This is a genomic window from Ekhidna sp. (genome assembly GCF_965212185.1).
Taxonomy (GTDB): domain Bacteria; phylum Bacteroidota; class Bacteroidia; order Cytophagales; family Cyclobacteriaceae; genus Ekhidna.
Genome location: NZ_OZ243102.1, coordinates 1743501 through 1767019 on the forward strand (window position 1 = coordinate 1743501; position 23519 = coordinate 1767019).

Annotated in this window: 19 protein-coding genes and 1 pseudogene; 10 read left to right on the forward strand and 10 right to left on the reverse strand. The window is 37.6% G+C overall.

Going from position 1 to position 23519, the window contains the following annotated elements:
- Positions 1-134 precede the first annotated feature (134 nt).
- Together ACOMC3_RS07620 and ACOMC3_RS07625 are read left to right on the forward strand one after the other, a co-directional pair.
- Positions 135-329, forward strand: a complete 195-nt coding sequence (locus tag ACOMC3_RS07620) for a cold-shock protein (RefSeq protein ID WP_073123312.1) — start codon at positions 135-137, stop codon at positions 327-329.
- A gap of 27 nt (positions 330-356) precedes the next feature.
- The gene (locus ACOMC3_RS07625; protein ID WP_420318941.1) at positions 357-548 is read left to right on the forward strand and encodes a cold-shock protein; all 192 of its coding nucleotides are present in this window, start codon (positions 357-359) and stop codon (positions 546-548) included.
- 73 nt (positions 549-621) lie between these two features.
- Here the strand turns inward: ACOMC3_RS07625 and floA are convergent, their stop codons facing one another.
- From floA to ACOMC3_RS07655, 6 genes and pseudogenes are all read right to left on the reverse strand, one after another.
- Positions 622-1536, reverse strand: coding sequence for a flotillin-like protein FloA (gene floA, locus ACOMC3_RS07630; protein WP_420318942.1), 915 nt, complete (start codon positions 1534-1536; stop codon positions 622-624).
- A gap of 120 nt (positions 1537-1656) precedes the next feature.
- A complete protein-coding gene (locus ACOMC3_RS07635; RefSeq protein WP_420318943.1) occupies positions 1657-2124 on the reverse strand; it encodes a tetratricopeptide repeat protein in 468 nt (155 codons plus the stop codon).
- A 100-nt stretch (positions 2125-2224) separates the two neighbouring features.
- Positions 2225-3556 carry a hemolysin family protein gene (locus ACOMC3_RS07640; RefSeq protein ID WP_420318944.1) on the reverse strand — a complete coding sequence of 444 codons (1332 nt, stop codon included), beginning with the start codon at positions 3554-3556 and terminating at the stop codon, positions 2225-2227.
- A 77-nt stretch (positions 3557-3633) separates the two neighbouring features.
- Complete coding sequence (mgtE, locus tag ACOMC3_RS07645) at positions 3634-4941, reverse strand: magnesium transporter (protein ID WP_420318945.1); 1308 nt, start codon at positions 4939-4941, stop codon at positions 3634-3636.
- A gap of 325 nt (positions 4942-5266) precedes the next feature.
- Positions 5267-5767: pseudogene (locus ACOMC3_RS07650) on the reverse strand (magnesium transporter MgtE N-terminal domain-containing protein); the annotation flags it as partial.
- Positions 5764-6573, reverse strand: a complete 810-nt coding sequence (locus ACOMC3_RS07655) for a mechanosensitive ion channel family protein (RefSeq protein WP_420318946.1) — start codon at positions 6571-6573, stop codon at positions 5764-5766. The gene ACOMC3_RS07655 and the pseudogene ACOMC3_RS07650, both read right to left, overlap by 4 nt.
- 297 nt (positions 6574-6870) lie before the next feature.
- Here ACOMC3_RS07655 and ACOMC3_RS07660 point away from each other — a divergent pair, with 297 nt between their 5' ends.
- The 8 genes from ACOMC3_RS07660 (at position 6871) to ACOMC3_RS07695 (ending at position 16600) form a co-directional block, all read left to right on the forward strand.
- Positions 6871-9081 carry an amino acid permease gene (locus ACOMC3_RS07660; protein WP_420318947.1) on the forward strand — a complete coding sequence of 737 codons (2211 nt, stop codon included), beginning with the start codon at positions 6871-6873 and terminating at the stop codon, positions 9079-9081.
- A 246-nt stretch (positions 9082-9327) separates the two neighbouring features.
- On the forward strand, positions 9328-10377 hold the full coding sequence (locus ACOMC3_RS07665; RefSeq protein WP_420318948.1) for a fatty acid desaturase: 1050 nt from the start codon (positions 9328-9330) through the stop codon (positions 10375-10377).
- Positions 10378-10380: 3 nt separating this feature from the next.
- Complete coding sequence (locus tag ACOMC3_RS07670) at positions 10381-11424, forward strand: fatty acid desaturase family protein (RefSeq protein ID WP_420318949.1); 1044 nt, start codon at positions 10381-10383, stop codon at positions 11422-11424.
- Between the two features lie 36 nt (positions 11425-11460).
- Complete coding sequence (locus ACOMC3_RS07675; protein WP_420318950.1) at positions 11461-11904, forward strand: hypothetical protein; 444 nt, start codon at positions 11461-11463, stop codon at positions 11902-11904.
- Positions 11905-12158: 254 nt separating this feature from the next.
- Positions 12159-12728, forward strand: coding sequence for a TlpA family protein disulfide reductase (locus ACOMC3_RS07680; RefSeq protein ID WP_420318951.1), 570 nt, complete (start codon positions 12159-12161; stop codon positions 12726-12728).
- Between the two features lie 238 nt (positions 12729-12966).
- Complete coding sequence (locus ACOMC3_RS07685; RefSeq protein ID WP_420318952.1) at positions 12967-15354, forward strand: caspase family protein; 2388 nt, start codon at positions 12967-12969, stop codon at positions 15352-15354.
- On the forward strand, positions 15354-16154 hold the full coding sequence (locus tag ACOMC3_RS07690) for a hypothetical protein (RefSeq protein ID WP_420318953.1): 801 nt from the start codon (positions 15354-15356) through the stop codon (positions 16152-16154). Before ACOMC3_RS07685 ends, ACOMC3_RS07690 begins: the two co-directional genes overlap by 1 nt.
- 2 nt (positions 16155-16156) lie before the next feature.
- A complete protein-coding gene (locus tag ACOMC3_RS07695) occupies positions 16157-16600 on the forward strand; it encodes a protein-disulfide reductase DsbD domain-containing protein (protein ID WP_420318954.1) in 444 nt (147 codons plus the stop codon).
- Positions 16601-16735: 135 nt separating this feature from the next.
- Here ACOMC3_RS07695 and ACOMC3_RS07700 read toward each other — a convergent pair whose 3' ends face one another.
- From ACOMC3_RS07700 to ACOMC3_RS07715, 4 genes are all read right to left on the reverse strand, one after another.
- On the reverse strand, positions 16736-17245 hold the full coding sequence (locus ACOMC3_RS07700; RefSeq protein WP_420318955.1) for a hypothetical protein: 510 nt from the start codon (positions 17243-17245) through the stop codon (positions 16736-16738).
- Between the two features lie 392 nt (positions 17246-17637).
- Positions 17638-20181 (reverse strand): LamG-like jellyroll fold domain-containing protein, encoded by a 2544-nt coding sequence (locus ACOMC3_RS07705; RefSeq protein ID WP_420318956.1) that lies wholly within the window; start codon positions 20179-20181, stop codon positions 17638-17640.
- A gap of 10 nt (positions 20182-20191) precedes the next feature.
- Positions 20192-21688 carry an SUMF1/EgtB/PvdO family nonheme iron enzyme gene (locus tag ACOMC3_RS07710; protein ID WP_420318957.1) on the reverse strand — a complete coding sequence of 499 codons (1497 nt, stop codon included), beginning with the start codon at positions 21686-21688 and terminating at the stop codon, positions 20192-20194.
- An 868-nt stretch (positions 21689-22556) separates the two neighbouring features.
- On the reverse strand, positions 22557-23183 hold the full coding sequence (locus ACOMC3_RS07715; RefSeq protein WP_420318958.1) for a carbohydrate binding domain-containing protein: 627 nt from the start codon (positions 23181-23183) through the stop codon (positions 22557-22559).
- Positions 23184-23519 lie beyond the last annotated feature (336 nt).

The following is a 23519-nucleotide window of genomic DNA, read 5'->3' on the forward strand; positions in this document are numbered from 1 at the left end:
CTGTCGTTTCCACTGAGTTGATTTGACTTAATGTCAGAATCAAACGTCTTTTCTTCATTATTGAAGTAATCGATCGATCATGAACAAATTATGATCTATCAAAAAATTAATAACAATACAATTAGATTAAAAAAATGCAAGAAGGAACAGTAAAGTTTTTCAACAGCGAAAAAGGTTTTGGATTTATTACTCCAGACAATTCTAAAAAAGATGTTTTTGTTCACATGAGTGGACTTATCCATGAGATCATGGAAAATGACAAAGTATCATTCGAAGTTGAAGAAGGTAAGAGAGGCTTGAACGCCGTGAATGTTGAGCGAATCGACTAAGGATAACTATCCACAAATAACAAAATAATGCAAGAAGGTAAAGTAAAATTCTTCAATCACGGAAAAGGTTATGGTTTCATAACTCCTGATTCTGGTAATGACATATTCGTTCACGTTAACGGATTGATTGATGAAATCAAAGAAAACGACCGTGTTCAGTTTGAGACTGAACAAGGAAAAAAAGGTTTGAATGCTGTCAATGTTGAAGTTATAGACTAATCATTGGCATAAGCTCTATACGAGCTTATAATTGAAAGGTGATTTTGGTAACAGAATCACCTTTTTTATGAACTTAATTTGATTGCCGGGCTCTTGCACTTGTTAATAATTGACCTCTTCTAAATGACATAGAAAGTGCTGCAGGTATCTCTGCTTCTGCCTCAATTACAGCTGCTTTTGCTTTCTGAATCTCAGCTAGCATTTCCTGCTCTTCAGCAACTGCCATTGCTCTCCGCTCCTCTGCTTTAGCATTGGCTATTTCCAGATCAGCAGCTGCCTGGTCAATTTGGAGTTTGGCACCAATGTTTTTTCCAATATTAATATCGGCAATATCAATAGAGAGTATTTCATAAGCTGTTCCTGCATCCAGTCCGTCAGCCAGCACTCGCTTAGAAATATCTTCAGGCTTCTCTAGTACAATTTTATAGGTGGTTGCTTCACCCATACTTGAAATGATGCCTTGGCCGACACGTGCTTTGATCGTTTCTTCACCTGCACCACCAACAAGTTGCTGAATATTGGTACGCACCGTCACTCTAGCTTCTGCTATTAACTGAATACCATCAACCGAGACACCTGTAATAGATGGCACACTGATCATATATGGGGTTACAGAGATCTGCACTGCTTCCAGGACATTTCTTCCTGCAAGATCAATGGCGGTGGCTTGCTTGAATGTCATTTGCAAATTGGCCTTATCAGCAACGATCAATGCTTTGATGACATTGGTGAGGTTACCACCAGCTAAATAATGAGTTTCAAGTAACTGCGAAGTGATGTTTTGGATTCCTGCCTTAGTAGCAAGAATTAAAGAATTAACAATTAAAGTAGGGGGTACCTTTCTGAATCTCATAAATACAAGATCCAAAAGCTTTACATAAACTCCTGAGAAAACGGCCGTAATCCAGAGATTGATAGGGAAGATGTAAAGTATCAGCCAAAGGCCTACGATAACCAAGCCCGAAATAATAAGCATTTGTACCTCCATAGTAAGTCGGGATAGTTATTGAATTGATGGCGGAAGCTACATCTAATTCTTACTTAAACCATGAGATATATAAAGAAAAAGATTGCGTTATCAGTTCGTACTCCTTTTACTAAGAATACATCAATTGATCTTATCTATTTCAACCTTAGCTTGTTCATAGTAATCGCTGAATCTCGCCAGTTCATGTTGTTCGTTTTCAACAAGTAAATTTCGAAACGCTTTCAAATTATCCAGTGCAGCAGCTTTTTGACCATTTTGAAGCTGAAGCATTGCCATGTGGTATCGTGAAAGGGGGTATCGGAAATCTTGACCATTTGAAATGATCAAATTGTAATGATGTGCTGCACTATCATATTGCTCCATTAGTCGGAAGCACTGAGCCATTTGAAACTGTGCTTCAACGTATTCCGGATATTCATTAAATGCGACCTTATAATAGCGAATGGCATGCTCGTATTCGCCATAGGCAAAATAATTGTCTCCAACTCTTGAAATGAGTATGGCCTGACGCTTATTTGGTTGAGCGTAAGAGGCGAAAGCCATAAAGGTGGCAGTAATAAGAATAAATAAATTTACTAGTACACGCATCAAATTGATATCCCGTTCCTACTTTGAAAATACTATTTATCCTGCGGAATCAGACCCGTAAATCGACTAGACTCTTAAATGTTACGACGCAAATGGCAAACTAGTTTGTATCTTTTGGTTCATTTTGAATTTCAAGCCGCACTTTGATAGCTCTAATACCATCTATTGCTAGAATCTCCGCAGTTACTCCCTCATCCAACTCAAGGGCTTTATTAATTTCTAATTTATGGCCTACTTTTTCTACGATTAATCCGGATATCGTATCAGCATCATCAGCACTAAGGTTTAGCTTAAACCGATCATTTAGTTCATCAATTTGAACATCTCCATTCACAATGATCTTTCCATCTTTCTGCTCAACAATCTCAGACTCTTCAACATCAAATTCATCCTGCATACTACCAACTAGTTCTTCTAACAAATCTTCTAATGTCACAATACCTAAAACGGTTCCATACTCATCCTGAACAAAAGAAAGGTGCTGCCGCGCATTTCTAAATTCCTGTAATAATTTACTTAGAAGGATATTTTCAGGAACCATCATAGGGGATCTAGCTACTGCTTTTAGATTTACATTGTCATTTTGACTATATCCTACAATGTCTTTGATATGTACTACTCCAAGTACTTTATCCAAGGAGTCATCACAAAGCGGGAACCGAGTGTGTCTTGAAGCTCTTGAAAATTCCAGGTTTTTGATAAAGGAATCATTGGCATCAAGAAACTCTACTTCATTTCGTGGTTTCATGATTTGTTTAGCCACTGTATCGTCAAATCGAAAGACTGCATTCAGTAAGCGATGCTCATTCTTGGATAACTCGCCTTTGGCATAGGCAATACTCAATGAAGCTCGAATTTCTTCTTCGGAAAGAGGAGTATCATGTTCATCAGATTCGTCTATTCCAAGCCATTTTAGAATGACATTTGTGATGCTGTTTAGTACATACATGAACGGATACAAAACCATATAGAATCCTTTCAATAGGAGTGCTGAGCCAAGGAAAACAGGTTCTGGTTTTCTAATTGCATAAATTTTAGGGACTTGCTCGCCAATCACAATATGGAAAGCAGTAATAGTGGTAAAAGCAATGGTAAACGCAATTCCATGAATGAGATTCTCGGAATTGACACCCAGATCATGAATTAGGGGAGTGATTAAATGAGCGATAGCTGGTTCGCCAATCCATCCCAAAGCAAGAGAAGCCATGGTAATACCTAGTTGGCAAGCAGAGAGGGCCAGGTTTTGTCTTTTGTAAAGCCACATGGCTGTACTTGCAAAAGGTTGTTTTTCACGCATCATTTTCTTGATCTTGCTTTTCGTTAATTTGACAAGAGCAAATTCTGCTGCTACAAAAAATCCATTGAGAATAATAAAGATGACAGTCAATCCAATTTTGATACCATCCATTGTATAGCTTGGTTCCGCTTCCATTTTTTGATTTTATTTAAACCAGGTGAAGGTATTTAAAAAGAAGTCCAAAAAGACTTTTATTTCATGTGATGTCTATTTTAAAATATACCTAAGGCAGACCCTAGTACTGTGGCCAACCCAAGGAAACTTAAGAAACCCATGATGTCTGTAACTGTAGTTAATACTATGGAAGATGACTGTGCAGGATCCTGACCGGCTGCTTTTAGAATGATAGGTACAACTGCTCCTGAAAATCCTGCGATGACCATGGATAAAATCATAGATGTACCTATCACGAGCGCAATACCAAATGATGAAGCCCAGAAATACGCAATGACAGACGTTGTAAGTGCTACCGCAATACCATTAATGAATCCCACAGCGACTTCCTTACGTGCTACTTTCCACCAATGGTTTGTTTGTATTTCACGAAGCGCCAGTCCACGCATAGTCACCGCCAACGCCTGGGAACCGGTATTTCCAGATTGGCCTGCTACTACTGGAAGAAATACAGCAAGCACCGTCACCTGGGCAATGGTTTCTTCAAAGACACCTACGATGGAAGCTGCAAGAAATGCCGTGGCAAGATTAATCTCTAACCAGGGCAATCTTTTTTTAACTGCAAACCATGGACTTGACAAGGCTCTTTCTTCTCTGCCCGCACCAAACATTGCAAGTACATCTTCAGAAGCATCTTTTTGTGTTGCTGCAATTAATGTTTCGCTTCTGATAATCCCTAAAATATGATTTTCCATATCAACTACTGGCAAGTTGATGATTTTCCCTTCCTCAAAAAGCTCTACAGCCTCTTCAGCAGGTGACATCACTTGTATACTTTCGCTCGGTACGAGGATTTCCTCAAGTTTGGTCTCTGGTGTAGAAATGGCAATGTTTTGAATGAATACTTTTCCTAATAGCTTCCCTCCATTATCTGTAACATGAATGTTTAATATTTTCTTATCACCAATCGTTCGTAACTTATTCAATACATGATCCACTGTGTTTTGTGGTTGAAAGGTAATGATGCGGGTATCCATTAGATAGCCGGCTGCTTGTGGAGGATAGGAGAGCATCTCTCGGATATTCTTGGCCTTATTCTTTGAAAGAAGTTCAAGTTTTTTTTCTATAACAGTAGTGTTTGATCTGGAAAGTAGTTTTGCACCAGCATACGGATCAATTGCTTCAAATAATGATGAGAATGTACTTTCATTCATTTCCTCGATTACCATTCCCACCACATCAGGGCTTAGGTTGTGCATAATTTCTTCTGCAATATCTACAGGCTGCACCATCAGATATTCTATTATTTCCTCTGCCTTGTAGGTGTTTAATATGGCTGCTGCTTCACCAGGAAATCGCTGAATATATTCATTAACCAGTTTGACCTTAATTGCTGATAATTCCATAGTTGTAGCGATTTATGATTTAGGATTTTGATTCTGCACCACCAAGCATTCCTGTAAGACCAATGGCATAAAGTTCTCCAAGAGCATTTCCTGTTCTCAAAATAGATTTGTCATATCCAGTTTGAATTTCTACAAAACCAGAAAGGGATGTCCGGGATACCGTTCCTAAAAATATCTCATCTGTATTGACTACTGGCAGGTCAACAAATGCATCATCCCAATGATCAAGAAGCTCTTTTGCATTCATTTCGGCTAATACTGTGCGTGGAATAGGCTTAACAAATGATTTGATATTCTCATCAGGATTTCCCTGGATGAGTTGAGTTAGCTCTAAATAGCCAACGAGCTTATTATTATTTTTAGTAATGAAAATATGTGATTTGATTATTGCATTACTCTCTTTAATAAGAGTTAGTGCCTTCTCTGCGGTGAGATGTTCTTGTAAAGTCAAAACATCTGGTTCTAAATGGGCGCCAACCTGATCTTTTTCAAAACTTAGTGCTTTACTTAGGTATTTAACTTTCTCTATCTGCAGCCCACTTAGGACACTTTCACAGAAAGCTTTTTCACATACTCTAAGTACAGATTCTGCTCTTGGAAGCGGCATAAGATCAACCACACGAATGGCATGTTCGGGAGGAATCTTTTCCAGAACCTTGGCTGATGTAAAGGGGATCATTTGTGATATAATAGTTTGACCTTGTTCGGGTGTAAGAGTCTCAATTAATTGTGAAATTTCTTCTGTTGGAAATTCTTCGATGGAACTAAGTGCTATTTCTGGATGGCTTAAAAGGAATTGATCCAGTAAGAGTTGGTCATTTTTCATTTCAACTGATCTTTAAGAATAATCACTCTGGATTCACTGAAGTCTTTAGCTGGGATATTCATTAAACCTGATTTTGTTTCAATTGCGATTGAATGATCGGAAATTTTGACAATCGTTCCTTTGATATCTCCAATCTGTATTTTCATTCCTGGCTGATATGATTTGCGCAAATAATGCGAGCTCAAAATATTACCTACAGATGTTTGTGCTCCCAATGCAAATGCCAATGCGGCACCAAACAAAAGAGAGGCAAGAATGACAATGAAGAGATTGCTTAGAAATGCAATATCTACTCCAACCTGATCTACCGCTATGACGATTGTAATGAAAAGGATCAAATACTTTACGAGCTTGCCTATGAATTTCCCATTGGCAATACCCGTGCGTATAGCTGCGGATTGAATTAAATCACTTAGGAGTTTTCCTGAGATAACTCCAATAAATACAATGATTACGGCTGCTAGAATGTTCGGGAGGTATTTGATAATTTGATCAAACCAGGCAGCTAGAAATTCTAATTTTAGAATTCTGATACAGATGAGTAATGTCAATAGGATTAAGATCCAAAAGAACGCTGAAGAAATGAATCTGGCGGACGTTTTCAGGTCAACATTCAATGTATTGATTTGCAGCTGTTGATTCATCTTTTCATTGAGGTAAAGAATGAAACGATTGACTGATTTTTTTATTAATCTGGCGATTAGATAACCAATAAATAAAATGAGAAGCGCAAGGATCAATCTTGGCAAAACTTGCATGAAATCCTCAAAAATATCTTTGAGAAACACAGCGATATCTTCTTTCATGAGTATTGAATGTTAATTAATTGAACTTAGACCTGGATTAGCGTTTCAAAATCCACCATATTATCCTCACCAAATCCATGGAAGGTCGCACAATTTATCTTTCCTTGAAGTCGAATCTCTGGTCTATAGTAAGTTACCAAATTAATTAATGACAAAGCTAAGTTAGATTGTAACTCAAAAGTCATTTATGTTATAAGGTGATGTAGGTAGCTATGTAACGCATTACATCTATCTTTTTTAGCTGTCTAATATGTTATTGGTGAAATCTTCCCTTACTTTCACTTCTTGAACTAGCCTATGTCAGAAAACGCTACGAAAGCTACCTTTGGGACACTGCCTGTCTTCATGACAACTCTGAGTACCATTCTGGGTGCCATTCTATTCTTACGATTTGGCTATGCAGTCGGGCATGTAGGTCTATTAGGGACCTTAGCGATTGTCGCGTTGGGTCACTTAGTAACCATTCCGACTGCTATGGCAGTTGCAGAAATTGCAACCAACCAAAAGGTAGAGGGAGGGGGTGTATACTACATTATTTCCCGGTCCTTCGGAATCAATATTGGTGCTGCCATTGGTGTTGCTCTTTACCTTTCTCAGGCCATCAGTGTAGCTTTTTACATCATCGCCTGTGCCGAGGCTTTTACTCCAGTGTTTGAATGGGTCAACCTTACTTATGGATTGGAACTTGCTGATAAACGCATTGTAAGCATACCCCTTACCTTTATTATCTGCCTTTTAATGTTAACCAAAGGGGCAAGTTTGGGTATAAAAGCCCTTTATGTTGTGGTGACCATTTTATTTGCAGCCATTATAATGTTTTTTGCAGGAACGCCTGAATATCAGCAGACAAGCTCCCTTGATTGGACCTCAGCAATTCCTGAAGGTGATAGCTTTTTCTACGTATTTGCTATCATTTTTCCCGCTTTTACCGGAATGGCGGCAGGAGTAGGGCTTTCAGGTGATTTAAAAAATCCTAAGAAATCCATTCCATCAGGAACCTTACTTGCGACCATCGCAGGTATGCTTATTTATGTTGCTGCTGCATTCAAGCTCAACTTAGCGGCTAGTCCGGAAGATTTAGCGAATGATCAGTTGATTATGACCCAGATTGCAGTATGGGGACCGATCATTCCCATAGGCTTGATTTGTGCCACGTTATCCTCAGCCCTGGGCTCGATCATGGTGGCTCCAAGAACTCTACAAGCTCTGGCGAGTGACAAAGTGTTTGGACTTCCGTGGATTAACAACTGGGTAGGAAAGGAAAAAAAGAATGAACCAATAAATGGGATCTACTTTACCAGTATTCTGGCGTTAGTGTTTGTGGCCATTGGTAATGTCAATTTCGTAGCGGAGATCATCTCCATGTTTTTTATGGTAACGTATGGTGCCATTTGTTTGATCTCATTTTTACACCATTTTGCAGCTGATCCTTCTTATCGGCCGTCCTTTAGATCCAAATGGTATTTCTCATTGGTGGGAGCAATTATGTGCTTTTACCTTATGTTTTCCATGAATGCAGGGTATGCGATTGGATCTTTGGTTCTCATGGTGGTGATTTATATCATCATCAATCGGGTGAACGAAGACAATAGAGGACTAGCTAAAATATTTCAGGGGGTTATCTTTCAGCTATCCAGAAAGCTACAGGTGTTTATTCAAAAAGCAGAAACTGAGGAACAGGATTGGAGGCCTTCTGTGATCTGCATTGCCAGGCATGCCTTTGAACGTACCGCTGATTTCGATTTGATACGGTGGATGTGTCACCGGTATGGTTTCGGTACTTACCTTCATTATATCAACGGGTACCTTTCAAGGGAGACGCACGCCAAGGCAGAAGAAGATTTGAAGCAACTCATCCATATTGCTAGTGAGGTGGAGAGCAATGTTTATCTGGATACGATGATATCTCCCAGCTATACTACGGCTATTGCCCAGGCCTTGCAGCTTCCGAGTATTTCCGGCAAGGAAGGAAACCTTTTTCTCTTCGAGTTTGCTAGGCAGCATCCGGAAGACCTGAAAGAAATCGTCGAAAACATACCGTTAGTGAGAGCTGCAGATTATGACCTGTGTGTCTTGAGCACTTCTGAGAAAGGTTTTGGTTTTAAACGCGAGATTCACATTTGGATCACCGAGAGTGATTATGAAAACGCCAACCTGATGATCCTGATGGGTTACATCACCATGGGGCATCCCGACTGGAAAAAGGCAGGTTTGAAAATCTATTCAATTTTCCCTGAGGGAGAAGCAGATCAACAGCGACAACAGCTTATGGATTTAGCTCAGGAAGGCAGGCTTCCGATCTCTGCCAATAACATTCGAATTGTTATAAAAAAGGAAGACACTAAGAGGCGAGAGATTATCTCACAGCACTCCAAGTCCGCAGACCTCATTGTGACTGGCTTCCGGAATGAAGCCTTAAAGCAATATGGTGAAAAGATCTTCAATGGATTCAATGGCCTTTCCAATGTGCTTTTTGTCAATGCACAAGAGGAGAAAGAGATCAAGTAGAACTTCCAAACGTATTGTTATGGCCTATTTCAACTTAGAAAAACATTTATTATTCCTAGTAAGGACCATCTGAAAAAATGATTCCATAAAAAGTAATTTCACACCTCAGTTCTTTAGTTCATGGTCATGTCTTTACCGGCATAGCAGGATATATATCTAAATTATTCTTTGACGTGAAGCAACCAATGAGGTTGGATCATCATCTTGGAGATACAAGTCCATAACGTGTCACCTAATTGTTGTCCCATGAAACAGACCACATCAAAGTTCAAGTTTGAGCGATCTATGGAAGATGAGCCTCATTTTCGTAGAAGGATGCAAATGTTGAAAGATCATCCTGAGATCAACCAATTGTTTGGGTACGATTCACGCTCATTCTTTATTATCGTTTTGGTGGTTGTTACTCAGTTTGGGATTGCGTGGTTATTTCAGAATCAAATTAGTGACTGGACCTTCGGAAAACAACTACTAGTTTTACTTCCTGCTTCTTTTTTCATCGGTTCACTTCTTAATCACTGGTGCGCAATGTTTATTCACGAAGCGGCACATGACTTATGTGCACGTACACCCCTGGCTAATAAGTTAATGGCGCTCTTCGCAAATTTTCCTATTATCAATCCTCTGGCCATGTCCTTCAGGAGGTATCATTTGAAACATCATGCCTGGCTAGGAGTAGAGGACATGGATAGGGATCTTCCGTCTCAATTTGAAGTGCGATTGATAAGAAACAATGCATTTCTTAAGTTCATCTGGCTGCTTTTATATCCGCTATTTTATGTTGGAAGGTACCTTTTTAGTCATCACATGAAAAAGCCAGACATTTGGGAAATCTTTAATCTTGTTTTACAAATGTCCGTCAATGTAGCCATTGTGTACATGTTTGGCTGGACTGGATTTGGGTACCTCTTTCTGTCCACCTGGTTTGGACACGGCATTCATCCTGTAGCTGCCCATTTTATTCACGAGCACTACATTTACGATCATCCACAAGAAACGTATTCTTACTATGGGCCATTTAATAAGATCTGCTTTAACGTCGGCTATCATTTTGAGCATCATGATTTCATGGAAATACCAGGTTCTAAACTCCCACAGATGCATAAAATAGCTCCAGAATACTACAAAGACTGTAAGTCGCACAATTCCTGGACGATGGTGGTGCTTGAGTTTATCTTTAGTCGTAACATGGGACCAAGCAAACGAATTGTTCGTACGCTAGATACCCATCATTCATTCAGAAGGAAATGGAGAGCATCATTTGGTTTAAAATCAGAACCACTCACTGATAAAGCCTAGGCTGTGAGACCATTTACCTCAATCAACGATCCGATAGAGTCTCAGCCAACCTTTGTACCCCTAAAAGTTGAAGCTTTTCTAAAATCTCTTATCAGGGATCATCGTGACCTACCCTTTGTTTATCTGCTGATTAGGCTTACGGTAATGATGTTGCCACTGGCGGTTCTACTGTTCGCAAAGATGGAAGAATGGCAGTGGTGGATTTTGGCAATCGTATATTTTGTTATTAATAATCTGGTATTTAAAGGACCTTTTGGGTTGATGCTTCACTGCACCAGCCATAGGAAGCTATTCAAGAAAAAGTATGCATTGCTCAATCATTACATTGTTTGGGTTATTGGTCCGTTTTTTGGCCAAACTCCAGGAACCTACTATAGTCATCACATCGGTATGCATCATGTTGAAAACAACCTAAAAAATGACCTGAGCAGCACCATGATGTACCAACGTGATAGCCTTAAGGAGTTCAGCAGATATTTCGTTCAATTTTTCTTTCTCGGTGTTATCAGTACAGCTAAGTACTTCATGAAAAACAGGCAAAATAGACTTAGAAATAAGATTCTTTTGGGAGAAGTTATTTTTTACATTTTCTGTATGGTCCTCTACTTTCTGAATCCAGCAGCAACAGTTGTTGTTTTCATCATTCCATTTTTCCTTTCCAGAATTTTTATGATCCTTGGGAACTGGACACAACATTCATTCATAGATGCTAATGATCCTGCAAATCACTACAAAAACAGTATTACATGTATCAATACCCGTTATAACAAGAAATGCTGGAATGATGGTTATCATACCAACCATCACCTTATGCCTGGCAAGCATTTTACGGAATATCCAATTATTTTTCAAAGAGACATTCTAAAATTCGCCAATAACCAGGCATTGGTATTTGAGAATATTGAATATCTAGGTGTGTGGTGGTGCCTGATGCGGAGAGATTATGGCAAATTGAGCAAACATCTTGTTAATATCAATGAGGAATTTAACTCAACCAATGAGGCCATTGAAATCATGAAGGAGCGGACCAAGAAGATTATGGATTAGGACAAAAAATTTCACTGTTTTTTCTAAATTCCCTTTATGAAATCACACAGATTACACTACTCTGTTGAAATCGAAGCGAGTAAATCTCAAATTTGGAGTGTTTTGTGGGATTCATATGGTGACTGGGCAGAAGTATTTTTTGACGGCTCATATGCTGTTACAGATCATTGGAAAGAGGGGAGTACCGTCTTGTTTCTAGCCCCAGATCAAAGTGGTATATATAGTATTATCGAACAACACATCCCTAATAACATCATGAAATTCAGGCATATAGGGAATGTGCTAAATGGAAAAAAACAGCCTGTGGATGATGAAGCCAAGAAGTGGTCTGGAGCTACTGAAGTCTACAAACTAGAACCAATATCAGGTATCAATACACTTACCATTGAAATAGATGTCATGGATGAGCACCTTGACTTCATGCAAAGAAAGTTGCCGATCGCCTTGGAGAAAATTAAGATGCTTTCAGAGTCTGAATGATCATTGATATAGTTAATAAGGATTGAGTAAAACTTTTTCGTTCAGGTCGGATTAATTTTTAAACATTAACATTCAAACTTTCTTGAATTGTCACAATTTAATCCCAGATACATCCTACCGTCATTTAAAAATACCCTAATAAGGGTATTGAATTTAAAAATAATTATTTCTAAATTTAATTAACTATCTGATTATAAGGTGATTATAACGTTTGCTAATTATGTGAAATAATCCCTCAATTAAATCAAATCGCTATGTATTTAAATATAATATTAAGAGTATGTGTTTTTCTATGCATATCATTTTTACAGTTTAATTCTACAGCTCAATTATCTGAAGGTTCAATGGCACCATCATTTACACTTGAGGATTTAAGCGGTAAGAGTTATAATCTTTCTGATTTCAAAGGAAAGTATGTTTTGATCGATTTCTGGGCATCATGGTGTGGTCCATGCAAAGTTTATTCTCCTGAAATTCAAAGGTTACACGAAAGATATGGCCCACTTGGGCTGGAGGTTATTGGTGTGAATATCGAAGGAAAAAATATTAAAGCTAGGTCATTCATTGAAGACAATGACATGAAATTCCTTTTCCTATTTGATAAAGGCGATTTTGAGAGTCCGACAGCTAGGAAGTATCAAATTCAAGGTATTCCAAATGCAGTTTTGATAGATAAAGAACAGCGCATATTATTTCAAGGTCATCCACTAGATATTCCTGAAGAAACAATTGCAGAGTTATTTAATGTTACTCTTACTAATGAACATACACAAGAAGCGTATGATTTTTGGATTCGTAAAGGAACTTCACTTGATGATAACTAAGTTCAGTTTTATTCAATTGCTAAAGATATTGACATAGAGCGACCAGAATCATATGATTTAATTGGAGCCGTATTATTTAACAATCAATACTTTAATGAGGCTCTCGAGTACTTTCAATTCGCCAATCAAATAAATCCTGAAAATATGAAATACTCATATCATATTGAAAAGGCCAAAGACGTCATTCAATCGATGAATCAACGAATAGAAAAACAATAAGTAACCAATTGTTGTAAATATGAAACCTTTGTCAATAGTATTGTGCCTATTACTCTTCAACGTAAATATTCTTGCACAACATGAAATTGGAGAAGTTTTACCAGATTTTGATCTCGAAGATATTGATGGCAATTCATTAACCGTACGAGACAAAATCAATGCTCCAACAATCTTGATTTTTTGGTCTTATTGGTGTAATGAATGTGAAGATATTCTTAAGAAAATCAATAAGGAAAAGTTCAATAGAATAGCGATTCATTTTGGCAATCGAAGGCCTAAAACTGACATCATTCTTACCAATGCAAATATTGATTATCCTGCTTTTTTTGATAGGAGTAATAATGTGCTTGAGTTTATGGGAGAGGTTGATGAATTGCCATATGCGATCATTATTGATGAAAATTCTATAATAAGGTTTGCAGGTATTCCAGACGAAATTCCTGATGATTTACTTATTAAATTATCAGATTTAGAAAATACTTATCCACTATCTAAGCAACTAGGACCTGAAATTTATTTAAGGCGAGCGAGGGAGGCTTACAATCCTTCTATAGCGATAGAAAACTACTTAAAAGTAATCGAAATGGATAAGTCAAGCCCAGATCCATTTCATGAAATTGGTGATATAATATTTAGTAATAGTGATGATGATTACGAGCTTATTTTATTTGCTTTAGAATTCTATGAAGATGGTTTAATGTACCATCCTGACGATCCTAATCTTAATTATCATACAGGATATCTTTATTATTATGAAATCAGAGTTGAGGACGATATTGAAAAAGCCAGCACTTATTTCCAAAAGGCGTTAGATAATAATAACGGCATTCTCTCTAAAGACAAAATCTTAAGAATTTATCATGTTCTTGGTAAAATTCATGAAGCAAATGATGATTTTGAAAAATCTATGCTTCATTATGACAATTATTTAAGTGTACTGGATACACTAAAGGCTGAAGAATTAGAGGACATAGGAAAGAGTACCATCGCTCATATGTTTTGGCATAAAGGGAAGTTGCATTTTGAGAGCGGTCAATATAAAAAAGCAATCGATGTTCTTTTGCAGGGTCGAGAATTTTATTCTTATGATGATGAATTAAATCGTCAAATAGGACTTTGCCATTGGAGAATGAAAAATAATGAAGAGGCCATTCAAATGTTTGAATTTATGGCACAAGCCCATCCAAAACCAGAAGAAAATTCTCGCCAAGATTATGAGTATCTGGCCACTCTTTACAATGAAGAGGGAATGGCAGATGAAGCTACTGAGATATGGTGTAAGCTTTCAAACCATTTTGACGATCCCGCATTCAAGTTACTCTGCGAACAAGGAGGGGCATTTGCTCAAAATAACCTATTGATTCCATTACCTGAAAAAGCACTTAATCTGTTTGATGAAGGCGATCAAGTAACTGTGAAATTAAACAATCAGCATAGTGTAAATGGAGTTATTAATTCTGGAAACATAGTTAGTAAATCATACAATGATAAATGGAGAATGAATGCATTTAACTATTTGCAGGTCGATGAAAAATGTAATTTTTGGATTTACCGTAATGAAACTGGAGCTAAGTTATTTAATCCATATAGTGTAAGTCACGCTATTATAATCGGAATCGATAAATATGAGAAACTGGATGTTGAGTTACCTTATTCAAGATTAGATGGTATCAAACTCCAACAAATACTGGAGGAAAAAGGATTTTTAGTGCGAACCCTTTGGAATGAACAGGCTACTTATGATAATATCTCTGAAGTCATTGATGAATATAGTAAAAATGATTTCCTTAGACCTAATGACCGTCTATTGATATATTTTTTAGGAGTTGCAACAACTATTAATGGTAGGGGAGACGTTAACCTTGGATATTTATTGCCATACGATGTTGAAAGGTTAGTTAATCCTTCATTAAAAATTCCAATTAGGAGACTGAAAAGTCCTGATAAATTTGTAAATGCTAAGCATTTACTTATTGCAATAGATGCTTGTTACCAAAGTGACGGAACCAGATATAATCACGATAATATTGGTAGCAATGGTACGCAACCTTATGATGTAGGAAATATATACCAAGAACAAGATGAATCAGTTCAGACGATTTTTAATCGATCAAAACAAGACGGTTCACACCTATTTAAAGCCGGTAGACAAGAGCAACAATTTTATGGTACTAATCAACTAAAATCAAATTTCTTTACAAATGCTTTCATAAAGGCTTTGACAACAAAAGAAGCTGATACAAACAATGATTATGTTTTAACAATAAAAGAACTAGATCTTTATGTAAGCAGAAATACATCAAAAGAGGCTCGTGGACATGGCCATCTTCAAGAACCATTTTTAGAGGCAACCAATTTTGGACAAGGCGCCACTGGAGAATTCATGTTTTTTGTAAATGAAGATTGATGGAAGAAAAAAATCCCAATGATTCGAAAAAAATCCATCAAGCTCAACTCAATAAAATAACTGCGGAAACTAAAAAAATTGAGCTAGAGCAGGAAAAGATTAAACTGGAGTCTGAGCAAATCAAGAGGCAGAGTAAAAAACGAATGTTTTCCATCCGAGTTATTGAAGTCATTGCTGGTATTGCAGTAATGATTCCTGCCATATGGTGGTATTATAAAGAGTTTGGGCAGCCAATGCAGCAAGCAAAAGAAATTCAACTTTCTCTCGAAAATGCAATAAAGGAGAGGCAACTTGATAGCTTAAAAGTTGCATTAAATTTTGAAAGAAAAATCAATGAAATAGTTAAAGATTCTTTAGGGAAGAATTCAGCTAGAATTGAAGAACTTATTGATGAAATAACCAAATATGAAAATGGAAGTCAAATGGAAAACTTTAAAGAAAGGACGGACATAATCAGAAATAATTTGAATATGATAGATATTCCATCTAAAGTCGATTCACATATCAATAAAGACTTATTTCTTTCATTGGGCATTGAAATCGTAGATTTATCAGCTGCTCAAAAAATACGTAAAGGTATTAATGATGGAGTTGGAGTAAGCAAGGTTAGTGCTGGCTTTATACAAGATCAAACAGAGATAAACAAAGGCTTCATCATTGAAAAAATTGATATTTTCCCGGCGGAATCAGTTAAGTATGTAAAGTTTTTACTTAGATCCATGGAGTCTAAAGATCAGATCCGAATTCATGGCATAGATATATCAAATACGAAACTAAGTTATGTTATAAACCTTAATTGAATATGCAATCAATCTTCATTTTGACATTGTCACTCTACTTCTTTATTCCTGAAAAGCAAAGCCTTAATGTTAACTGGCAAAATGATGTAGCGTATTTATCTGGAGATACAGTGGAACTTCAATTTACAGCAAAAATAGAAGAGGGATGGTATGTATATTCTCAGTACCTCAATGATGACAATGGACCAATTCCAACTAAGTTGAATTTGGAAAGCGAAACAACCTTTGAATTGATTGGTTTAGCAAATGAGGGACTTACAACTAGGATTGAGGAAATAGATCCATTTTTTGGTATGCAAGTAGTCAAATATTCAGATAGTTTAGTCATTAATCAAAAAGTGCTTATTAAAACTCCAGCAAGAATGAGAGCAACTATAAAGTTTATGAGTTGTAGTAAGCTTACGTGTACACCTCCAAAAGTGGTGGAGTTTGATTTAGATATATAGATGCTTATTAGACTAGATCTAGTAAGACGAATTAATTGAGACTCATTCAAAATATAATTGGACTTAGGAACATCACCATTTTTTTGTTCAGATGAAAACCTGCTACTGGGCTCCATCTTTGTATTCCTAATTCCATTAGTTCATAGTCACTTTTACTTCGGATTCATCCGATATATGTAGAATCTTCTTTTGCATGTACCAATTCATATGAATCAACACATCAATTAGGTTCTTATATGGCCATTCCTCAGTACTTCCAAACGTATGCATGATGGTATGGTTTCCGTATGCAGTAGAGCATATTGATGATTTCCTTCTGTGATTTATCATTATTATTGTTCCATCCACATCATGTACTGACGATGATAATCCACTATAAATAACTGACAAAACATTACCATCAATCGTAATTAGTGTTGCAGTACTTCCACAAAGTTCAATTACTGATTGAGTTCCATCTGGATTGTATAACGTGGCTGAATTCCAATTCACATCAATTCGAGAACGTGTACCATCATAATTTCTTAGAAAGATATTGTTCCGGTAATGATAAACATTGGTGAGACCCTGATCATTATTATTTGCTTGAGAAAAGCTTTCAGTTACTGCAAAGGTGAGTAGGAATAAGAATAGATGAATTTTCATTTTTTTATCATTTAAAATGTACAAAAACAATTAGTCAGTACTCCGCCACAGTATGCTAATATCAAACTCAGCACACTCATAAATGCAAATTTCATGCCAGGTGGCGGTATAGCATATTATCATAATATAGTTTCGAGAGTTAAAAAAGCTAAAATGGATCTGATAGCTATGTCAGTAATAAGCACCTAATAAAATATACGTCAAAATCAAATAGCATTTTTTAAGATTGCGAGATGAAATTAGTTGAACCTTACTTACTTTACTATCACTTCATGATCCAGCCTATGTCTGGGTACATGTACTGTTCAATAATGCAAAGGAAGAAAAGTAAATCAAGCAGCCTGGTCTTGAGTTACTTGTAAGTCTTTTATAAGTGAAATTTCTCCTTCATTTTAACGATTTTCAATCAACAGTTTGTGATGGTAAACTTCCTTGCTGGTTGTTATAGTAAGAAGATATATGCCATTTTTAAGATGATTTACAGAAAAGGAATACAGAGATCCAATTTTATGATTTGGCTTGAAAAGATATACTTTACCTTGTAAGTCTCTTAGTTCAAATGTTAAAACAGAAGGCTTGCGATCAGGCATAGCAATGAATAATTGATCTGGGGCTGGATTGGGGTAAATATCTATTTGGTTTTTAAGATATTTGAAATCAATAGCAATCGTACCAACTATGGTCTCAGTACCGTCAAAATCAACTTGTGTAAGCCGATAAAAATTAATTCCAAATGCAGCATTTGAATCAATAAACTGGTAAGATATTTCTTTGTTGCTATTTCCGTTTCCTTCGACTAATGTGATGTCTTCGAAGTTTGTACCATTCAATGACCTGGCTAGTATGAAGTAATAGTTATTGAGCTCACTAGCTGTTTTCCAATTAAGAATGACACCATTTGGTTTAACATCAGCATTAAAACTTATTAATTGGATGGGAAGGGGGTCAGTAGTACCCCCTAAAATAAACTCTGTGCCCTGTAATCCTCCTTGAGTTATTGTATTGGCACTTTGATCCACAATACCACCAAGATTTACCCAGGATTCTGAATTATTCGCTCGATATGCCAATTGAATATTTGATTCGCTACTAACCTGCGTATTACCTGAGTAATCATACGTTATCACATAAAAGGGATTAGCCCCTGTCATAAAAACCCCAAAGTATTTGTTGTCAAGGTTATTGAAATTGGCAGGAGGAGATGCATCAGATGGAGATTCACCAATATAATAGATTTGTATTCCATCTGCAGTACCTCCAACAATATCTACTGTTAGCTGACCCGCACCTAAAACATTTAAAGAAAGTGTTGTAGGAGAAATATAGCTGTGTGTTGATTGGTCACCTATCATAGCTCCTGAATTAGTCCAGGTTGGGGTGTTGTTTAGGATTCCGTTTGAGCCTTCAGCCCAGTTTTTGGTTGTAGAACCACTCCCTTCATCAAATCTCCAATAACCTACCAAATTAGCATAGTTAGGATGTGAGCTTGTTAATTTCACATTCATCCAGTCACGTATCCTTGTTAGGGATAAGTTGGTGTCCCATACTCGAACTTCGTCGATTTCACCAGTAAAAAATTCGGAGTTGCCATCATTAGAACCAATATTGAATGGAGCGCCTGTATTACTGGTAAAGCCATTTCCGGTTGTACCGAGATTGATTCCATTGACAATCACATCAGTATCTGATCCTCCATCTACAAAAGCTATATGGTACCATTCTCCTTGTTCAAATGTGGTTGAAATCGAACCAAAAGTAGTTCCATCATGTAATCCGATAGCATCTAGGTTGTCTGTCACATGAATACTGTACTGGGTAGTGCCTGTTGTACGTTTTCCAACTACCATAGGATTGGTACCTCCTAATGAACCAGGCACCCAATCCGGTTTAAACCAAAACTCAATCGTTCCATCGGTGATATCTAAGCTGGAGTCATCCCCAATACTTATATATTGATTTGTGCCATTATAAGCAAGGTTAGTTCCTGAACCAACACGATGACTACCATTTAAGGTTCTTATATTTTCCAATATCAAACCATATCCATCAGCCTCCCCTCCACTAAATACTATACTTGAACTAGTGCCACCGAAGAATAGATTTGAGATTGATGTTGCGTCTGCTCCATCTGCATTTCCTCCATTATAAATTAATGCCGGATCATTTCCGGTTAGCAAAATGTTCTCAGCACTTATGTCATCAAACCCATCAGCATTCCCACCGGAAAATAAAAATGTGATATTGTCCACATCCAGTAAAGAATTCAAGAGTTTTTGGTCGTCAAATCCATCGCCCGCATTTCCTGTAAAGATCAAACTGCCTGAATTTCCTCCTAAAAACTGATTGGTGTTGATATTTTGGCTATGACCGTCTTCATTACCACCTGAAAAAAGAAAGGAAGCTCCATTTGGGTTAAGTAAAATATTCTGTGCAGAAGCATTATCAAATCCATCACTGTTTCCACCATTAAACAAAAAAGACGGATTTGTTGTGCCAAGAAGTGAATTAACCAAAGTCAGCCTTGTAAAACCATCACCATTCCCACCATTAAAAGCAAGGGAAGGATCTGAACCAGATAAAAATACATTTAAATTAATCGATTGACCAAATCCGTCTTCATTACCTCCGGCAAAAACAATACTAGAAGATCCATTCATTAAAAGATTCAATCTATTCAAGACACTAAACCCATCACCATTCCCACCATTAAAAAGGATTTGAGCATTACCATCTAACAGAACAGATGTACCGAAAATACCAGCAAAACCATCTCCACTCCCTCCGTTGTAGATCCCGGAGGCATCATCACCATTAAGTGCAACTATTGACAATACGATTGAATTGTGTCCACCACCAACCCCACCATTATACTGAGCTTGCACACAAAAAATGGATAGGAGCAGACATAGATTGAGACTATAAGAGAAGAATCTCATGATTCAGGTACTATTCTGATCGTACTCCACGAATGCCATAATTAAGTGCTCGTGAAGCAGGTGAGGTCGAGTTGATGAGTGAGACTTCAAGGAAGCCTGCATTCTGGTTTCTGGAACCACCTCCATAACCTGCTCCCGTTCCTGAGCTTGTGGGCCAGTTGGTTACATCGGCATCTCCACTAGCATTCAATTCTCCATCACCATGTAGCCCAGTGAATGATCTACCTGTAGCATGAGTCTCGAGAACCAGAAGCTCTAAGTTATTGCCGCTCATTTCCATAATACCATAGTAGGTAGCTCCGGTTTCTTCACGGGTTTTATTGGTGGCATTTGCCGCGAAGATCCCACCTCTTATTGGACCTGTAGTGTTAAACCTGGTGTCATTATATAGGGCATTTCCGGTGTTACTACCCATATTGGAAATGCCTTCCGAAGCTGTTCCAAAATTGGTAAACGTAAAATCGGTAGCATAAATATTGGTTGTTCCCCAGGCAAATTCCTCGGCAACAGGCAGGGCAGTGCCTCTGCAAGCTTTTTCAAACTCCATGTCTGTCATCGGACGTAATCCTGCCCAGTCCAGATAGGCTGCATGATCTCCCCAGAATACCCAATTTACAGGAATGTTTTCACCATCGTTTGATTCATCATATATATCATCATCATCTAAATCCATTGCGTAGATTCCTGCGACCGAACCAGATGGGGCTACCTGGCATTTAATACCATTTCTGTTAACTGGTGCTGCTTGAAGGTCATCATCTTCCATAAAATTTCCAACAGTAACTGCCGAAACTCGCGCTGCTTGTTGGGTTCCATTCAAAGTATTTAAGAAAGAAACATACTGGTCTTGGCTTGCTTCATATTTCATACAGTAAAATGCGTTGTATCCGTTTGGCCAAGAGTCATTATCTGGTGCTGTCTCGCCTGTAGGATAGCCTCCTGCTTCACCTCCGAGACTTCCGCTTCCAGATGGAAGAGTAGTGGCAAGTCCAGTATTTATCGTTGTAAGTGTAAATCCGTTCGTACCGTCACCTGCAGCAAAAGTTCCAGTAGGTACATAGACCATCTCTATGGCAAATACTTGTACGTCAACAATATCGTCATCTCCCAGACCGTCTGTTCCATAATTCCAACGAATCTGAACAGTTGTGAAATTGTTAGACCCATTTCCATCTGAATCACGATAAATGAAAACACCGATTCCATCCGAAGAAGTTGTAATTGTACTTCCTGTAGCTTCTGTATGACCATCATTGGCAGCCGTACCATCTACATAGTTGAGGGTAGCATGATTCCATGCTGTAGCTGTTCTGTATTTTACAAAAACCCAGACAGCATCCCGTCTGTTGTTAAGTCTCCAGGAGTTGTCCCAACTGATATCAAATTGAACTAATGTGAAATCACTGCTTGTATTTTGTCCAGTTAATGAGATATTTGAAATGGACAGATTATTCGCTTTAATGTGGATAGATGCGATACAGAATAAGAGTATAATGAGGCTTTTCATAGTATTAAGGTTTAGTGAATACAGCTAAATGGTTTAGAACTAATAAGTTACAAAGTTTTCGGGAGATTTAAATAGTGGCAGATGTCTAATTTGTTTGAGCCAAGCAAAGATCACTTTCTCTTGTATCATGCTTTCTAATTCGCGCACAGTGTATGCCTCAAATCTTAATCACGAGACAATTGAAGTTTGTTTTCCAATACTTAACTGAATGGCTACCGAAATGTCGGACTTTCGGGTTAATATAACTTTTGCAATTCATATGAATCAACACATCAATTAGATTCTTATAGGGCCATTCCTCAATACTTCCAAAAGTATGCATGATGGTATGGTTTCCATAGGCAGTAGAGCATATAGATGATTTCCTTCTGTGATTTATCATTATTATCGTTCCATCTACATCATGTACTGACGATGATAATCCACTATAAATAACCGACAAAACATTACCATCAATCGTAATTAGTGTTGCAGTACTTCCACACAGTTCAATTACCGATTGAGTACCATCTGGATTATATAATGTGGCTGAATTCCCCGATAATGATAAACATTGGTGAGGCCTTGATCATTGTTATTTGCTTGAGAAAAGGCTTTCAGATACTGCAAAGGATAGGAGGAAAAAGAATAGATAAATTTTCATTTTTTTACCATTAAAATGTACAAAAGATAATTAGTCAGTACTCCACAGCAGTAACCGGATACCTATTTAAGGATATGTGGATTTGCCAAGGTATTTTCGACTGATAGGTGAATCAAAAAAGGATGCATTTCTCATTGTAATGTTCCTAGCAACATTTTCTAAAAGGCTCACCTTTTATATGTTCACTGCATCTTACGCACGACTGGTTGATATGGACTGGATGATTTATGGATTTAATAAAACAAGCACATTATCCACATTTGCTGTGACTTTGCATCCTGCAACTCCGCCACATACAGACTCGATGAGAAAGGATATGCCACCAGTAACGACTGCATTATCCGGGATGGTATACAATCCAGTAAATGTGGTCCATTCACCAGATAATACCGGTCTAGGTTCAAAAATATGTGTAATTGGATCACCTGATTCGCCTTCCGCGCGCTCGATGAAAAGCAGTAGATTAAAAATACCTCCTTCACCTTCAGTGGACCCTTTGACGTCAAACTGAATTTGAACTACATCTCCTGCCTGAACGGTATCGATACCAATACGTTCCTGCTTGATTCCAGGGTTACCAGCACCATTTGCGACTATGATTGCCGAGTTGCTGCCACTTCCGTTGCTTTCTGTATTATCAATTCCGGCACTACCTCCATTGCTAAAAAAAATCCATCCGGTCGTTCCGGCTTCAAAATTACCATTGGCAGCTAGGTTATCGGGATTTTCATCCTCTTCAGTGGAGTTATCGTCGGGTGTCGATAAAGTATCATCATTTGAGCAAGCTATTAAATAAGCAGCCAAGATTGTGAACATAAGAAAAGTACCGAGCGCGTTTCTTCTGGTTTGCATAGACGTTTGGTATAAAATTCATAACCAATCTATATCACCTATTAGAGAGGTCAACAAATTGTGCGATTTAAAAAATGATCAGCTTGCAATATGGCTAGGTTAATTGTTTGCACATTCAGCTTTCCAAAATGTTTTTATGTAAATGAATGCTGGTAAAGTAATCATTTCCCTCCAATATCCATTTTAGTTTACAGAGCTGGTAGCAATGTCTGGTGGCATTATTTTCCTAGTGCTTGCAGCGCTAATAAAATGCATTTGTCATTGATCGATGATACTGGGGGAGCTGTTGGCTGTATGTTGAGAGTGATTATTGAATCGTACATACCAGGTATGCGC

Excerpts from the sequence above, each read along its gene's own strand:
- ACOMC3_RS07620 (WP_073123312.1), top strand. The coding sequence starts at position 135 with ATGCAAGAAGGAACAGTAAAGTTTTTCAACAGCGAAAAAGGTTTTGGA.
- ACOMC3_RS07625 (WP_420318941.1), top strand. The coding sequence starts at position 357 with ATGCAAGAAGGTAAAGTAAAATTCTTCAATCACGGAAAAGGTTATGGT.
- floA (WP_420318942.1), bottom strand. The coding sequence starts at position 1,536 with ATGGAGGTACAAATGCTTATTATTTCGGGCTTGGTTATCGTAGGCCTT.
- ACOMC3_RS07635 (WP_420318943.1), bottom strand. The coding sequence starts at position 2,124 with ATGCGTGTACTAGTAAATTTATTTATTCTTATTACTGCCACCTTTATG.
- ACOMC3_RS07640 (WP_420318944.1), bottom strand. The coding sequence starts at position 3,556 with ATGGAAGCGGAACCAAGCTATACAATGGATGGTATCAAAATTGGATTG.
- mgtE (WP_420318945.1), bottom strand. The coding sequence starts at position 4,941 with ATGGAATTATCAGCAATTAAGGTCAAACTGGTTAATGAATATATTCAG.
- ACOMC3_RS07655 (WP_420318946.1), bottom strand. The coding sequence starts at position 6,573 with ATGAAAGAAGATATCGCTGTGTTTCTCAAAGATATTTTTGAGGATTTC.
- ACOMC3_RS07660 (WP_420318947.1), top strand. The coding sequence starts at position 6,871 with ATGTCAGAAAACGCTACGAAAGCTACCTTTGGGACACTGCCTGTCTTC.
- ACOMC3_RS07665 (WP_420318948.1), top strand. The coding sequence starts at position 9,328 with ATGAAACAGACCACATCAAAGTTCAAGTTTGAGCGATCTATGGAAGAT.
- ACOMC3_RS07675 (WP_420318950.1), top strand. The coding sequence starts at position 11,461 with ATGAAATCACACAGATTACACTACTCTGTTGAAATCGAAGCGAGTAAA.
- ACOMC3_RS07680 (WP_420318951.1), top strand. The coding sequence starts at position 12,159 with ATGTATTTAAATATAATATTAAGAGTATGTGTTTTTCTATGCATATCA.
- ACOMC3_RS07685 (WP_420318952.1), top strand. The coding sequence starts at position 12,967 with ATGAAACCTTTGTCAATAGTATTGTGCCTATTACTCTTCAACGTAAAT.
- ACOMC3_RS07690 (WP_420318953.1), top strand. The coding sequence starts at position 15,354 with ATGGAAGAAAAAAATCCCAATGATTCGAAAAAAATCCATCAAGCTCAA.
- ACOMC3_RS07695 (WP_420318954.1), top strand. The coding sequence starts at position 16,157 with ATGCAATCAATCTTCATTTTGACATTGTCACTCTACTTCTTTATTCCT.
- ACOMC3_RS07700 (WP_420318955.1), bottom strand. The coding sequence starts at position 17,245 with ATGAAAATTCATCTATTCTTATTCCTACTCACCTTTGCAGTAACTGAA.
- ACOMC3_RS07705 (WP_420318956.1), bottom strand. The coding sequence starts at position 20,181 with ATGAGATTCTTCTCTTATAGTCTCAATCTATGTCTGCTCCTATCCATT.
- ACOMC3_RS07710 (WP_420318957.1), bottom strand. The coding sequence starts at position 21,688 with ATGAAAAGCCTCATTATACTCTTATTCTGTATCGCATCTATCCACATT.
- ACOMC3_RS07715 (WP_420318958.1), bottom strand. The coding sequence starts at position 23,183 with ATGCAAACCAGAAGAAACGCGCTCGGTACTTTTCTTATGTTCACAATC.